Origin of the sequence: Bauldia litoralis (genome assembly GCF_900104485.1) — a bacterium.
Classification (GTDB): Bacteria; Pseudomonadota; Alphaproteobacteria; order Rhizobiales; family Kaistiaceae; genus Bauldia; species Bauldia litoralis.
This window is the reverse complement of record NZ_FMXQ01000005.1, coordinates 107233-121627: the sequence shown is the minus strand read 5'-3', so window position 1 is coordinate 121627 and position 14395 is coordinate 107233. Positions and strand designations below refer to the sequence as shown.

Here is a 14395-nt window from a genome sequence, read left to right as displayed (position 1 = left end):
CACGGAAAATCTCTGGACGGAATCAGACAAGGGTCGTCGCAAGAGAGCGGACTCTCTCGCGACGCCCTTTCAATTCAGGCTGTCAGCGCAGCGCCTAGTTCTCGAAGCGCTTGCCAACGGCGGCGACGTTGTCCTTGGTCACGAGCTGAGCGCGCGTGTCCAGGTTGGCCGCCGAAATGCCGCGGTCGATCTCCAGATAGAGCTGCATGACAGGCCAGAACCCCTGGAGGAAGGGCTGCTGACCGAGCGCGCCGGTCAGGTTGCCTGCCTTGAGGGCTTCCTGCTGTGCGGGGCCAAGGTCGAACCCGTAGGCGCAGATCTTTCCGGTCATTCCGGTCTGGGCAACAGCCTGGGCAAGCGCCGGCGTGAAGACGTTGTTGCCGGCAAACGCGCCGACGACATCGCCACGCGATTCGAACAGCCCGACGATCGCGTTGACGGGATCGTTCGGGTCGGCATCGACGCCAACGCCTTCCGGCCCGGCGTCAACGGTAAATGCGTCGAGCTTTCCGGCTGCCTGGAGCCCGGCGACAATTGCGCCATAGGCCGATGACACGCGATTGTTGACTTCGATGTTGCCCATCGCCGTCGAGTTGGGGAGCACGATCGATCCGCCCTCGACACCGTTGTCCATCAGGCACTTGACCAGCGCCTCGCCGGCGATCGCCGCGGCAGACGCATCCTGACCGGTGTGGCTGATGCCATTGCGGTTGAGGATCCCGCCGTCGAACGAGTTGGTAGTGGCGATCGGGATGCCCAGGTCCTCGGCGGCGCGGACAATGTCGTCATACGCTCCAGCCTGCGGCGTGGTCATGATCAGGCCGTCGAGATTCGGATCCTGCAGAATCTGGTTGGTGATCTCGATCGCGCGGGCCGGATCGTCGACCGGCGACTCCGATCCGAGAAGCAGGATCTTGGCGCCGATCAGGTTCGCGGCGGTGAGTGCGCCGGCATAGACCGGATCGAAGAAGCCGTTGCCGGCCGTGTGCGTGACAATCGCGAAGGTCAATACGCCGTCGTTCGAATGGAAGCCCTTGGTTCCGTCAGCTTCCTTCGCGGCGTCATCGAAGCTGTATCCGCCGACGGCGTTGGCGACCGAGCCGGATTGCGCATACGCGCTACCGGCGGCAAGGGCAGTCACAGCGGCGCCCACGGCGAGCGAGGCAAGAAAATTCTTCATTGGTTCCTCCCAGTGTTTCGCGTCTTGTGCGCTTTCATCACACTATTGTGCGATCCGGGAGAATAAGCCGATTGCATAGATAATGACAATCAATATTAGCGATTGAGAGCTCTGCAATGATAGACGTTACCGGTACCGGGATTTCTTCGATTGCCGCCGGAAGCCCGTGACGGTTTCATTTGCACTCCGCTGTCGTGTAGATCCGGCAATCTGCACGCATTATACATCCTACGAATAATTGCGGATGAGGTACGCACCCGAGCGACTCCATGCGATCCTGATCGCAGGAGAACGGGTCCTGTCGCCTGACTGCAAGGGAGTTCGGCCCCTGACCGTCGCTGCCTCCGCTGCAATGCAGGCAGGAAGCCGGTCTGCGGCGACTACCGCTGTTGCGCGGTCCGTCTCCAGGCATTCACGTCGATGCCGCTCCGCCAGGCGGCGGAACCGCCGACAGATTGCAGAAGATCGAACAGGGGCAAGATATTGGGAGTTTGCGTGGTACAGCCGGCTGGGCTCGAACCAGCGACCTACGGATCCACAATCCGGCGCTCTACCAACTGAGCTACGGCTGCACGTTGTGGCGGAACCTAGAAGCAAAGCCGCGTCGGTTCAAGGACAAACGCACGCCGGCGCGCCGTGGCTTTCGATCGCCGCCGGAGGTTTCGATTCCGCCCCCTGCCGCCTTATTCCTCCGCGAATTCGAAGGCGTTGCGAAGGTCGCCGAACTGCGTCCGGATCCCCGGCAGGAGGTCCAGTCCGAAGCGCTTCGAGATGAAGGCGAGGATCGAGGTCGTGTCGTAGGTCGTGTGGTCGACGAAGCCCTTCCTGGCGAAGGGCGAGATGATCACGGTCGGAATCCGCGAGCCCGGTCCCCAGCGGTCGCCGGCCGGCGGCGGCGCCGGGTCCCAGAAGCCGCCATTCTCGTCATGCGTCACGATGATCGCCATATTGGGCCATTGCGGGCTGCGCTGCAGAGTGTTGACGATCGTGCCGAGAATCAGGTCGCCGGCCGACATCGTGCTCTCGCCGGGATGCTGGTTGTGCTTGCCGTCGGGCTTGATGAAGACCACCGGCGGCAGGGTTCCGGCTTCGGTGGCCGTCCAGAAGTCCTCCATGTCCTGGAGGTGCTTCTCCCGCGCCGCCGTGCCCGGGGCGTAGTTTACGAAGTAGTTGTAGGGCTGGTGGTGCGGCTGGAAGTCGACCGCGCCGATCGTGTTGTAGATGACGCCGCGATAGGCCAGCGCGATATCCCAGCCCTGCGCATACCAGGCCCAGTCGATCCCCTTGCCGGAGAGCCGGTCGCCGAGCGTCGGCAATGACTGCGGCGGCAGCGGGTTGCCGGCCGGATCGGCCAGCGCCGGGTCGCCGCCCTTGGCGGGTGGGATCGCGCTCGGCTGATACGGCGGCTGGACCGTGTTGATGACGTGCCCGTCCGGCGCCAGTGCGCCGTCGCGCACCCATTTCGGCGGACCGTCGACGGCCGACTTCGGCGAATCCGCCGCAAGCTTCAGGTTGCCGGCCTCGTCGACGACCGCCTTCATGCTCTCCGGCGCGTTCTCGAACAGCGGTGAGCAGGCGCAGGCGAGATAGAAGTGGTTGAAGTTCGAGCCGCCGAAGGCGCCCATGAAGAACTGGTCGGCCAGGGTGTATTGGCGCGCAAGTTCGTAAAGGTGGGTGCCCGGCCCGGCATAGGTGCCCATCGCCAGAGACCCGACGTCGGTCCAGGCGACGAACATGTCGTTCTTGCCGCCGTTGATCTGCATCCGGTTCTGGTAATAGCGGTGGACCGGCACCTCGGTCAGGATGTCGGCCGGCTTGCTGTAGGGCGGCAGGTCGATCCGGAAGGGCGCGTTCGGCATGGAGAGCGGATAGGCCGGGTTGGGCTCCGGCGGTTGCTTCCTGTTGCGGTCCGGCCGGGAATCGTCGGGCTTCCACACCGGCGGCAAATGGGCCAGGACCGAACCGTCGCGGTCGCGCTGGACCAGCGTCTCGCCGGCCGCCGCGGCGAGCCCCGACGCGCCGGGAAATTCGGGCAGCAGGTGCACGAAGCCGCGATTTTCGAGATAGATCACGACGATCGTCTCGATCGCGTCGAACCCGTCGGGGAGGGGGCCATCCTCCGCTGCGCCCGGCCCGACCCACAGCCCCGCACAGGCCACCGCCGCAATCACCCGTCTCATGATCTCCTCGCCTCGTTTGGTGGCACAGAGCCAGTAAACCAAACTTTGGGCCTGTTACGAAGCGCGCCGATCACGCGAAAAATAGAGGTGGCATTATAAGTATTGACGCAACCTATGAGTTTATCCAATCATGCATCCTCCATTTGCGGCAGGACGGTCAGTAAGCCATCGGGGTGAGCGATGACGGATGCGAATGCGGGGAGCGAAAAGTTCGAAGAGGGCAAATCTTCCGGACCGAATGTCGAGGCGGCGCCAAAGCCCGAATCAGAAATAGTCGAAGACTCGGCCAAAGGCGATCTTGCTGGGACGAGCGGTACTGGCGAAACGCCGTTAGAAGACCGCGATCCCGCTTTCACGCTGCGGGTTGGGGCATTTGCTGCCGGAGCGGTTGTCGTCTGCTCCGTCGGGTTTGTGGCCGGAATGCTGTGGCTTCTCTATTTCCAACTCGACCGGATCGAGACATCGGCGCGCGTCACGCCAGTCGAGGCTGTAATCGGGGCACTGACGACGCTCCCCATCGTCGACGAAAGGAAAGTCGAACTGCTGGGCCAACTTGTGATGGAATCAGATGCCCAGTTCCTGCGAAGCGAACGGTCGCAATCTCTGGTCGCGGCCCGCCTCACCGTCATGATCATCGCAGAACTGATCGGGTTGAGCCTTGTCGTCCTCGGCGGAGCCTTCATATTTGCGCGGATTCGCGGGGCGGGGAGCCTCGACCTCAGCAAGGGGACCGAGGTCACCGGCAAGTTGCTCTCGGAATTCCCCGGCCTCTTTCTCTGCGGCTTCGGAGCCTTCGTCGTGATCTGGGCGCTCAATACCTCGGTCGACAGGAATTCGATCATCCGAACGATGGATCGGCCGCTCTTTTTCCCATCCCCCTACGAGGACTTCGGACAGCGTCCCCACGACGCGCCGGAGGAAGTGAAGGACGCGGCGAACTTGGGTGACAAGGCGTGCTTGAAACACGCTCCGGATCCCTCTTTTTGCATATAGAGGAGGCCGCCAAAACCCAGATGGGGACAGGAGGTTCGATGAAAGCAATGGGTGCGACGATAAAAAACACTCTGCTCGCGGGTTTCGCGGGATGGTCTTTCGTGCTGAGCGCTGGGTCGGTAGTCTCGGCCCCGGCCAACCTCTACCAATCCTGCATCGATAGGCTCAAAACCGAGCAGGGCGATGCTTTTTGTGGTGGATTGGTAAAGGGCTACGAGCTTGGATACGCGGCCCGATCCGCCGTGGGTTTGGGTGATGTTCCATGGTCCGGAACGAGCAGTGGACTGGTGTTCGGGCCCCAAGGTTTCGCAGGCGATAGCGACCAGCCGCTCGTCTTCCAGCCGGCCGGCGCTGGCAGTGAGCCTTTTGTCTTGGAACCGGCCCCTGACGAAGCCGAGGATCAAACGACCGTCGGCAAAGGTCCCTACACATTCGACATCGAGAAATTCAAGACCGTGCCCTTGGAGACATGGCTTTCCGATAACCCCGGAAAATTCGATCCGGATCGATTCAAGGCGCTGCAAGGCGCGGTCGGCGAATTCGGGGCAGACAAACCGGTGATCTATCAGATTCCGGGGCCGAGTTAGCGATCTACGATACGGTTGACCATTTCCTGAATTCGGGAAATATTCCCGAATATGGAAGCGCACGAAACCTCGGTCGATGAGCGTCTCGCCCGGCGGCTCCGGGAGTTGCGAGCCGGGCAGGGGTGGTCGCTTGACGATCTGGCGAAGCGGAGCGGTGTCAGCCGTGCCACGCTTTCCCGGCTTGAAAATGCGGCGGTCAGCCCGACCGCCCAGGTCCTTGGCAGGCTCTGCGCCGCCTACGACATGCCGATGTCGCGGCTGATGGCGATGGTCGAGGACAACTACGAGCCGCTTGTCGGCCGCGCCGCACAGGCTGTGTGGCGGGATCCGAAAATCGGCTTCCGCCGCCGCTCGGTTTCACCGCCAGCTCGTCCACTCGCCGGCGAGGTTCTTGAATGCGAACTCGATGCCGCGACCCATATCGCCTACGCGCGCCCGCCGCGGCAGGGTCTCGAGCATCACCTGGTGATGCTCGACGGCAGGCTTGAGGTGGCGGTCGGTGGCGAGCGGCACGATCTTCGCCCGGGAGACTGCCTGCGCTACAGGCTCTTTGGTCCGAGCGCCTTCACCACGCCGAAGCGAAGCGGCGCCCGGTATGTGCTCTTCATCGTGTGAGGGGACATGAGAAGCGAAATCGCCACCGCGATCAGGATGCTTTCGCCCGACGACGTACAAGAGCGCATCAGCGAACTCGGAGCGCTGCTCCATGCCTGCGTTCACGCCGGCGCCAGCATCAATTTCGTCCTGCCATTTGGGGCCCACGAGGCCGAGGCGTTCTGGCGCGAGATCGTGGTCCCGGGGGTGGCTGCCGGCGGCCGGATCGTGCTTGTCGCCGAGCGCGACGGCCATATCGTCGGTTCCGTCCAGCTTGGCATCGACACCCCGCCCAACCAGCCGCATCGGGCCGAGGTCAACAAGCTGATGGTTCATCCTGACATGCGCCGGCGCGGCATCGCCCGGTCTCTGATGGCGGCGATCGAGCAGGAGGCGCGGCGGTGCGGCCGGAGCCTCCTCACCCTCGATACCCGCACCGGCGACAGCGCCGAGCCGCTCTACGCCACCCTCGGCTACCGGACCGTCGGGGTTATCCCCGGCTACTGCCGCGATCCCTTTGTCGACCGGCTCGATTCGACGACCATCATGTTCAAGCCGCTCTGATCCGCATCCGCCGGCCCAAACGCGAAGCGGCCCGGATCGTGTCGATCCGGGCCGCTTGCTGGGAGGAAGATGAAAGGCGTCGTTAGACGACCTTCATGTCCTTGAAGGTCTTCTCGACATGCGCGCTCACCGGCTTGGTGGTCGCGGCAAAAAGCTTCTGCGCGGTTTCCTGCATGTCCTTGAACTGGGCGGACGTCGCTTCGAACTGCTGGCGGGCGAAGGTGGTCTGCATCTCGATCACGTCGGCGAAGGTCTTGGCGCCGAACATGTCCTTGGCGAAAGCGAAGGTCGCGTCGCTGTTGGCCTTGGCAACGTCGAGCGCCTTGGCGCCGAGGGTGAAGGCGCCTTCGCGGGCGGTCTCGTAGGTGTCCTCGACCAGGTCGGTCGTCTCTTCGGCGTTCGCCTTCATCTTGGCGTAGGTCTCGCGAGCCTGCGAAATGCCCTTTTCGGCAAAATCGCGGGCAGCGGCCGGCACGTCGAAGGACGGGGTGTTGACCGTGAAAGCCTCGAAAGGATTGGGCATCGCGGTGAAGTCCGGGGTCGAAGCCTTGGTCGTCTTGGCGGTCTTGGTAGTGGCCATGAAAAATTCTCCACGGAATGTTGGTTCTTGGAAGGACCGGTCACGATCTCGCATGCCGTCCTTGATGAACCCAACATAGTGAAGGTCATTGTGCGTTGCAACATAAATATTGCAACGCACAAGATTTCTTGGTGGCGGCGAAGCCTGCCTGGCCTGCCGGCTCAGCCCTTGGCCTTGCCCGCTGCGCGCTCCATCATCGCGCTGAGGCTCTTGCCCTGTTCCGTCAGGTTTTGCATCTGCTTGGCGAAATACTCCTTCTGCAGCGCGGCGATCTCCTCGATGGTGCGGGCCTGGACCAGTCGCTGGGCGAGGTCGAAGGACGAGGCCACATTTTCCTCGACGAAGGCCAGCGCCTGGCGGTTGACCTCGGCGGCGCCTTCCTGGGCCGATCGGGTCGAGCCTTCGGCCTTTGAGACGGCCTGTTGGGTCGCATCGAGATACTGTTCCAGGGCTTTTTTCGCCTGGTTCACGCTCTTGTCGGTCATCTCCCGAATTTGGTCGGGGATATCGAAGGGTGTGCGCGGCATGACGGCTTGTTCCTTGTTGCGGTTTCCAGCCTACCGGCGAAAGATATGCCTTCGGCCGGCCAACGCCAAACTGCGGGATTAACCAAGGACGAATCCAACTGGCGCAAATTGGCCCGATTGCGTGGACCGTTCCCGATCCCCACTGTATTAACAGTTGATTAAGCACTAAGGACGGTTGGCGCGGCGGGCGGCCACTGACCACGGGGCGGACGCCGCATGAACGGCAAGACGCATGCCTATCTCGACCTCGCTGCCGATCCGGCGGTGGGCGCGGTCCTGCTCGATCCTCGCCCCGCATTCGTCTTTCGCGGCGACGGGACGGGTATCCTGTGGGCGAATGCCGCCGGGGTCGCCTTCTTCGGCGAGGCCGGGATGGGCGCGCTGCTTGACCGCCGCTTTTCGCCGTCGAGCCCCACCACCCGCGGCCTTGCTCGCCTCGCCAAGACCCTGCCGCTCGACCAGCCGCGGCTCGAAATCCTGCGGTTCAATTTCGGGGTCCGCCAGTCTGCGTCGCCGTCCGCCTGCCGCCGGCTCGATCTCGGCGGTGGCGCCCGCGGTGTGCTGGCGGTTGGTTCGATCGCGGCGAACCGAGAGTCATTGTCGACCCGCGCCGAACGCCTCGCCGACGCGATCGCCTCCGACAATTGTCTCGTCGCCATCCTTGATCGCGATGCCCGCGTCCTCGGTGCATCGGGCGGCTTCGACGCTCTCGCGTCGGCCTCGGGCGCGATCGACGCGCTGGTCGACGAGGCCGCCGAAGGAGACCGGCGTGTCGTGCGCACCGCGATCGCGGTCTCCGCAGCCGATCGCCCGGCTGGTGTGGCCCGGGTTGCGGTGGGCGACGAGAGGCTCTTCCTGCTGATCGTTGGTCCGGAGGAAGCCCGCGCCGCGGCGACGCAGCCGGAACCGCCGCTCGCGATCCCGCTCGACGAACCGGCCGCGACCGAGGTCGCCGAGGCGCCGGAACTGGCGGCGGCGTCTGAACCGGAGCCCGCGGAGGCCGTCGCCGAGGCGCCGGCCGCGCTGGAAGCCGCCCCGGCCGCGCCGCCGCCCGCGCCATCCCCGGTCCGGCGCTTCCTGTGGCAGAGCGACGCCGACCACGCCATTGCCTTCGTCTCGGGCGACCTCGCAGCCGACGTCGGCGCGGCCAATGCTCCCTCCGTCGGCGAAGCCTGGCGCGACCTTGCAAGCCGGCTTTCGCTTGATGGCGAACATCATCTCGCCGAGGCCCTGGCCGGGCTCGCCCGTTTCTCGCACACCGTCTATTGGCCGCTGGCCGAGGCGCCCGAGCGCGTCGCCGTCGACCTGACGGGCGTCCCCGATTTCTCCCGCGAGGGTGTCTTTCGCGGCTATCGCGGCTTCGGCGTCATTCGTCTCGACGACCGTCGCCCCGACGAGCGGCCGGAGCCCGCCGTCGAACCGGCCGCGCCGGAACCGGAGACGCCGACGCCGGAAGAGCAGCCGACCGTGACGGACGACGCGCCGGTCGCGACCGTCGTCGCGCCGCCGGAGTCGCCCGAACCGCCGGAACCTGTCGAGACATACGAATCCCCGACCGTGCCCGAAGCGCCGCCGACAACCGAAAAGGCCGCGGCGCCGCCGTCCTTCCTGCCGCCGCCGGGCGCCGATCTCGATGAATATGCCCGCGCGATGATCGAGGGCGGCCGCGGCTATATCGAGGTGCCGGAACCCGGCCCCGAAGACCCGGGCGACGATGCCGACATCGAAACGCCCGCCGACGAACCCGCCGCGCCTCCGCTTGAAGCGACGAAGGACCCGGTGCCCGTCGAGACCTCCAACGTCGTGCATCTGGCCAAGACGCCGACCCGTATCCTGCCGAAGCGCCTTTCCGGATCTGAGCAGGACGCCTTCCGCCGCATCGCCGAGGCGCTCGGCGTCGAGAGGGAGAACGAGTCCGCGGGAGACACTGGCGTCGGCAAGCGCAAGGGCGTCCGCGTGCCGGCCGCCGATGTCGAGACGCCGCTCCTCAACAAGCTGCCGGTCGGCATTGCCATCTACCGCGATGCCCGGACCCTTTTCGCCAATCGCATGCTGCTCGACCTGCTCGGCTATGACACGCTCGATGCGTTTCTGGCCGCCGGCGGCGCCGAGGCGATCTTCCCCGATGGCGGCGATTGGGCGACCCGGCCGCTTGCGGCCGGCACGCTCCGCGCCGCCCGCAGCGACGGCTCCGATATTGCCGTCGACGCCAAGCTCCATGCCGTCAATTGGGCAGGGTCGACCGCGTTGATGCTGTCCCTGGTCGAGGTCGCCAACCCGCCGCCGCCTGTCGAGGAAACACTCGACGCGCCGCCGGCCGAAGCCCCGGCCGACCTCGTTTCGGTCGAGCCGCGCATTCGCGAGCTCGAGGCGATGCTGGACACCGCGACGGACGGCGTCGTGGTCATCGATTCCGAGAGCCGCGTCGACGGCATGAATCGCACGGCCGAGGCCCTGTTCGGTGTCGAGGCCGGCGAGTTCAAGGGCCGGCCCTTCACCGATTTGCTTGCCGAGGAGAGCCGCAAGCCGGCTCGTGATTACCTCGACGGCCTTGCTTCCAACGGCGTCGCCAGCGTCCTGAATGATGGCCGCGAGGTCATCGGCCGGGTGCCGCGGGGAGGGTTGATCCCGCTGTTCATGACCATCGGCCGGCTGACCGACTCCGGCAAATATTGCGCCGTCCTCCGGGACATTACCCACTGGAAGAATGTCGAGGAGGAACTCGTCGCCGCGCGCCACGCGGCCGAGGCCGCCAATGCCCAGAAGTCCGATTTCCTGGCCCGCATCAGCCATGAGATCCGCACCCCGCTCAACGCCATCATCGGCTTTTCCGAGGTGATGATGGCCGAGCGTTTCGGCCCGGTCGGCAACGATCGCTACAAGAGCTACCTCCGCGACATCCACCTGTCCGGAGAGCACCTGATGAGCCTGATCAACGATCTCCTTGACCTGTCCAAGGTCGAGGCCGGCAAGCTCGACCTGAACTTCGAGTCGGTGCCGGTCAACGCCACCATTCAGGAGTGCGTCGCGCTGATGCAGCCGCAGGCGAACCGCGAGCGGATCATCATCCGCACCTCGCTGTCGGCCACCCTGCCGAATGTCGTCGCCGACCTCCGTTCGCTCCGCCAGATCCTGCTCAACCTCTTGTCCAATGCCATCAAGTTCACCCGGGCCGGCGGTCAGGTGATCGTCGCTACGGCGATCGAGGAGAGCGGCGAAGTGGTCGTCCGCATCCGCGATACCGGCATCGGCATGAGCGACAAGGATATCGACACGGCGATGAAGCCGTTCCGCCAGGTCGCGACTTCCGGCCGGATGGGCGAGGGGACGGGCCTCGGCCTGCCGCTCACAAAGGCCCTTGTCGAAGCCAACCGCGCCACCTTCGCCATCGACAGCGTTCCCGCCCAGGGCACCCTGGTCCGCATCACCTTCCCGACGACGCGCGTGCTGGCCGGCTAGGGCAGCCACCGGCGAGCGCCAGGCGCACAATGATCGCGATCGACCTTCGGCCGGCCTTGTTAATCGATCGGTGAACGACCGGACTGTCGCGAAGGTTCGTTCGAATTCTATTTAAAGTCGCTCGGGGTGGAACCCGAGTGAGAAGTTACGGAAGTCAGATGTATTTTAGTGGAACTCAGAAAAAAGCAATCAATACGATTGCCTACAAATAATTGGCCAGTGATTAACCGCGAAGTAGTCGGGTATTCGCTGTTAACCGCTCCTACATCAGGTCCGCATAAGCATAAAACGGTGGGATACCTCCACGAAGCCGCGGATCGGCTGTCATTCCAGCGTGAGCAATAAGTACATGAAATTCAACCGTATGAAGTCCTTGAACCTGATCGCAGCGGCGCTTTTCACCAGCGCGGCCGTGTTGCCCTCAATCGCACAGGCGTGCACCCGCACCCTCTATGTCGGTTCCGAGGATGTCGTCATGACTGGCCGGTCGATGGACTGGATGCAGGACATGGCGACGGATCTCTGGGCTTTCCCGGCCGGCATGGCCCGTGACGGAGCGGCCGGGCCGGACTCGCCCAAGTGGGTTTCCAAATACGGCAGTGTCATCGCCTCGGCCTACAACATCGCAAGCGCCGACGGCATGAACGAGAAGGGCCTAGTGGCCAACATGCTCTATCTGGCCGAAGCGCAGTACGGCAAGGTCGGTGACAAGCCGCCGATGTCGATCGGCCTGTGGGCGCAGTATGTGCTCGATAACTACGCCACAGTCGCCGAGGCAGTCGACGGTCTGCAGAAGCAGCCGTTCCGTATCATCGCCCCGAAGCTGCCGAATGGCTCGGCCGCGACGCTTCATCTGTCGATCTCCGACGCCTCCGGCGATTCCGCCATCCTGGAATATATCGACGGCGAGCTCGTGATCCATCACGGCAAGCAGTACAAGGTGATGACCAACTCGCCGACCTACGACCAGCAGCTCGCCCTCAATTCCTACTGGGAGAAGATTGGTGGCCTGGAGTTCCTGCCCGGCACCAACAGCGCGGCCGACCGCTTCGCCCGCGCCTCGTTCCTGCTCGGCGCGGTCCCGACCGAAATCGACAAGAATTTCATCACCGCCGTTCCGGATGGCACTTACGCCAACCAGGCGGCCGCCGAGGTGGTCTCCGTGATGCGCTCGGTCAGCGTTCCGCTTGGCATCACCACGCCCGGCTCGCCCAACATCGCCTCCACCCTGTGGCGTACGGTGGCCGACCAGAAGAACAAGGTCTACCTCTTCGACTCGGCCACCACCCCGAACGCCTTCTGGGTGGAGATGGCCGATCTCGACCTGTCGGCCGGCGCGCCGGCCAAGAAGCTGCCGATCGCCGGTGGCAAATATTACGCCGGCAACGCCGCGGAACACTTCGTCGAAGCCGAGCCCTTCCAGTGGCTCCAGGCCGACCCGTCCACGAACTGATCGACAACCGATCGGACGGCCCGGCCGTCCGACCGCATTTTACAGAAAGAACGCGGCGCCCATGGGCGTCGCGTTTTTCGTTTCAGGGCACGCTTGTCAGCAGAGGCAACAGCCGGCACCCGCTGTTCCGCGCACCGTCATGGCCGGGCTTGACCCGGCCTCGTGACCCTGCGGCACCATCCAACCCGACGGGCAAACGGCAAACACAATGACATGGATGCTAGGGCGCAAGCCCGGGCATGACGTGGTCCCCCCAAGCCGCTCATCCCCGCGAAAGCGGGGACCCAGGCGGCGTCGGGAACGGATGCGTGGCCGACTGAACGTTGGCACCCGGCCTGAGGACTGGATCCCTGCATTCGCGGGGACGAGCGGACAAGCTCCTCAAGATGTCGCAAGGTTCGGCGGGACCCATCGCGTACCCGACCCGCCGCGATCCAGGCCGCCCGTGGTCGCCGGCCCGACAGCGATCACCTGCCAAGCACCCGGAATCGAGAAGGGCCGCCCCTCGGGGCAGCCCTTCTGTTCGCTCACAAAGCCGGGGTGTCACCGGGCGAGGCGCAGCTTCTCGATCGAGCTGCCGATGTCCTCGAAGGCGGCGACCAGCTTCGAGACGCTGTCGACGTCGTGGAAGTAGTCGGGCGAGGTGGCGCAGTTCTTGAGCATCTCGCTCGACCCGCTCTGAAGCCGGACCGTGTAGATGATGATCCCCTTCGCCTTCATCGCCGTGCAGATCTCGACGAGCTTCTTGTCGCGCGCCTTGGTCCGTTCCGACTTGTTGGTGTTGCTGGCCGGGACACCCTGCCGCTCCTGCCAGACATAGCCGGGGCCGGCATAGTAGGACTTGTTCTCCTCGTTGCCGACGTGGTTCTCGTTGTTGCCGTCGGTCATCAGGACCATGATCTTGGTCCAGTCCTGCGTTCCGTAGGCAACGCCGTCGCCGAAGGGACCGCTGTCCGAGAGCACGTTCCATCCCCAGGTCGCACCGATCGGGATGTCGGTGTTGCCGTTGGCGATCATCTTGCCGATGGCCGTCTTGGCCTCGTCCGGATTCTTGGTCAGGCGCAGGATCGGCGCCATCTCACAGCCGGAATTCGGACCGTAGTCGTAGCTGAAGGTGTCGGCGGTGCCGGTATAGAGGGTCGGCTTGCCGACATACTTGGTGAGTTCACCCTGCAGCAGCCGGAAGTCGGGCAGCTTGAGGATGTCATCGATCTTCGGCAGATTGAGCGCCTCGAGACTGGCCTTGACGTCCTCGATCGGCTTGTCGTCGAGATAGCTGTTATTGTAGTCGAGATCGCCCTTGCCGTTATCGCCTTCGCCCTTGAAGCCGGGCTCGTCGGGCGCGAAGAAGGGCACGTAGAGCGTGTTCGGCTTGCCCTTGACCGGCAGCGTATCGGTCGCCTCGTAATCGGCGCGGGTCTCGACACAGCCGCCCCAGGTCTCTCCCAGGTCCTCGAACAGCTTGATGCGATTCACTTCCTGGCCGAGGAACAGGCTCTTGGCCGAGTCCGACTCGCCCTTGATATCGAGCCAGTCGGCATTCTTGTATTCCGGCCCGACATTGACGGTCTGCGAGAAGGGCACGAGGCCGATCTTGAGATCGCTGGGATCGACCACCGCATCGGCCAGCGTATCGACCAGCGCGTTCGCCGCGTCCTTCAGCTTGCCGATCTTGTTGTTGCTGGCCATCGATCCGGTGTTATCGAGCACCAGCGCGACCTCGACCTTGCCCATCGAGCTGACCACCTCGGAGGTGATGCTGATCGGAATCGTCTGGACGCCGAGCACCTTGGCGATGGTCGTCTGGACCTCGCCGGATACCGTGGCGGTGATCCGGCCACCCTTCTCCTGGACGACGGAGTCGAGCGTCCAGGTGCCGTCATACTCCGGCTGGACATGGGTCTCGATCCAGGAGTTGACGGTCGAGTAGGCTTCCTTGTCCGACATGGGAGGCTGGCTGCCGACCGCGAGGAGTCCGGCATCCGTCGCCGATGCGAGTTCGGCGCGAACGTCGCTAACCCTTGTATAGTCGACGAGCGCTCCGACCGCGCCGAACAGTGGGATGAGAGCCAACGCGAAGACCACGGCGACGTTTCCGTCGTCATCGCGGTTAAATCGTTGGAAAATGGACATTGCCTGCTACTCCGGGCCGCGAAAGCCGCCTGTATATTCGGCACAGAATCGAGCAGGTCCAGTTAACGAGTCGTTAAAGTACAGAAGACAATTGTTATTAGCTGAACAATAGATTTACCCGACACCCGAGTTTTCATTCTAATAA

The 14395-nt window shown here is 64.1% G+C and carries 11 protein-coding genes and 1 tRNA gene; 6 read left to right on the top strand and 6 right to left on the bottom strand.

Going from position 1 to position 14395, the window contains the following annotated elements; all coding sequences use genetic code 11:
- Positions 1-94: 94 nt before the first annotated feature.
- From BLT60_RS13010 to acpA, 3 genes are all read right to left on the bottom strand, one after another.
- The gene (locus BLT60_RS13010; protein WP_090876897.1) at positions 95-1180 is read right to left on the bottom strand and encodes a substrate-binding domain-containing protein; all 1086 of its coding nucleotides are present in this window, start codon (positions 1178-1180) and stop codon (positions 95-97) included.
- 496 nt (positions 1181-1676) lie between these two features.
- Positions 1677-1752 (bottom strand) — tRNA-His (locus BLT60_RS13005).
- A 111-nt stretch (positions 1753-1863) separates the two neighbouring features.
- Entirely contained in the window at positions 1864-3360 is a 1497-nt protein-coding gene (gene acpA, locus BLT60_RS13000) for an acid phosphatase (RefSeq protein ID WP_090876896.1), read from the bottom strand.
- A gap of 180 nt (positions 3361-3540) precedes the next feature.
- On the opposite strand from acpA, the gene BLT60_RS12995 reads away from it, so the two are divergent.
- Genes BLT60_RS12995 through BLT60_RS12980 form a run of 4 tightly spaced genes read left to right on the top strand, consistent with a single transcriptional unit; the run spans position 3541 to position 6098 of the window.
- A complete protein-coding gene (locus BLT60_RS12995; protein WP_090876895.1) occupies positions 3541-4353 on the top strand; it encodes a hypothetical protein in 813 nt (270 codons plus the stop codon).
- A 38-nt stretch (positions 4354-4391) separates the two neighbouring features.
- Positions 4392-4940, top strand: coding sequence for a hypothetical protein (locus BLT60_RS24050; RefSeq protein ID WP_139167829.1), 549 nt, complete (start codon positions 4392-4394; stop codon positions 4938-4940).
- A gap of 51 nt (positions 4941-4991) precedes the next feature.
- A complete protein-coding gene (locus tag BLT60_RS12985; protein WP_090876893.1) occupies positions 4992-5555 on the top strand; it encodes a helix-turn-helix domain-containing protein in 564 nt (187 codons plus the stop codon).
- Positions 5556-5561: 6 nt separating this feature from the next.
- Positions 5562-6098 (top strand): GNAT family N-acetyltransferase, encoded by a 537-nt coding sequence (locus tag BLT60_RS12980; protein ID WP_090876892.1) that lies wholly within the window; start codon positions 5562-5564, stop codon positions 6096-6098.
- 82 nt (positions 6099-6180) lie between these two features.
- On the opposite strand, the gene BLT60_RS12975 is transcribed toward BLT60_RS12980, so the two are convergent.
- On the bottom strand, positions 6181-6678 hold the full coding sequence (locus BLT60_RS12975) for a phasin (protein WP_090876891.1): 498 nt from the start codon (positions 6676-6678) through the stop codon (positions 6181-6183).
- Positions 6679-6839: 161 nt separating this feature from the next.
- Positions 6840-7205: a phasin family protein gene (locus tag BLT60_RS12970; protein WP_090876890.1), complete on the bottom strand. Its 366-nt coding sequence runs from the start codon at positions 7203-7205 to the stop codon at positions 6840-6842.
- A 216-nt stretch (positions 7206-7421) separates the two neighbouring features.
- Between BLT60_RS12970 and BLT60_RS12965 the strand changes: the two genes are divergently transcribed.
- On the top strand, positions 7422-10664 hold the full coding sequence (locus tag BLT60_RS12965) for a sensor histidine kinase (RefSeq protein ID WP_090876889.1): 3243 nt from the start codon (positions 7422-7424) through the stop codon (positions 10662-10664).
- A gap of 349 nt (positions 10665-11013) precedes the next feature.
- The gene (locus BLT60_RS12960) at positions 11014-12117 is read left to right on the top strand and encodes a linear amide C-N hydrolase (protein ID WP_425285005.1); all 1104 of its coding nucleotides are present in this window, start codon (positions 11014-11016) and stop codon (positions 12115-12117) included.
- A 543-nt stretch (positions 12118-12660) separates the two neighbouring features.
- Here the strand turns inward: BLT60_RS12960 and BLT60_RS12955 are convergent.
- Positions 12661-14250, bottom strand: coding sequence for a TadE/TadG family type IV pilus assembly protein (locus tag BLT60_RS12955; RefSeq protein ID WP_090876888.1), 1590 nt, complete (start codon positions 14248-14250; stop codon positions 12661-12663).
- Positions 14251-14395: the final 145 nt, after the last annotated feature.

Excerpts from the sequence above, each read along its gene's own strand:
- BLT60_RS13010 (WP_090876897.1), bottom strand. The coding sequence starts at position 1,180 with ATGAAGAATTTTCTTGCCTCGCTCGCCGTGGGCGCCGCTGTGACTGCC.
- acpA (WP_090876896.1), bottom strand. The coding sequence starts at position 3,360 with ATGAGACGGGTGATTGCGGCGGTGGCCTGTGCGGGGCTGTGGGTCGGG.
- BLT60_RS12995 (WP_090876895.1), top strand. The coding sequence starts at position 3,541 with ATGACGGATGCGAATGCGGGGAGCGAAAAGTTCGAAGAGGGCAAATCT.
- BLT60_RS24050 (WP_139167829.1), top strand. The coding sequence starts at position 4,392 with ATGAAAGCAATGGGTGCGACGATAAAAAACACTCTGCTCGCGGGTTTC.
- BLT60_RS12985 (WP_090876893.1), top strand. The coding sequence starts at position 4,992 with ATGGAAGCGCACGAAACCTCGGTCGATGAGCGTCTCGCCCGGCGGCTC.
- BLT60_RS12980 (WP_090876892.1), top strand. The coding sequence starts at position 5,562 with ATGAGAAGCGAAATCGCCACCGCGATCAGGATGCTTTCGCCCGACGAC.
- BLT60_RS12975 (WP_090876891.1), bottom strand. The coding sequence starts at position 6,678 with ATGGCCACTACCAAGACCGCCAAGACGACCAAGGCTTCGACCCCGGAC.
- BLT60_RS12970 (WP_090876890.1), bottom strand. The coding sequence starts at position 7,205 with ATGCCGCGCACACCCTTCGATATCCCCGACCAAATTCGGGAGATGACC.
- BLT60_RS12965 (WP_090876889.1), top strand. The coding sequence starts at position 7,422 with ATGAACGGCAAGACGCATGCCTATCTCGACCTCGCTGCCGATCCGGCG.
- BLT60_RS12960 (WP_425285005.1), top strand. The coding sequence starts at position 11,014 with ATGAAATTCAACCGTATGAAGTCCTTGAACCTGATCGCAGCGGCGCTT.
- BLT60_RS12955 (WP_090876888.1), bottom strand. The coding sequence starts at position 14,250 with ATGTCCATTTTCCAACGATTTAACCGCGATGACGACGGAAACGTCGCC.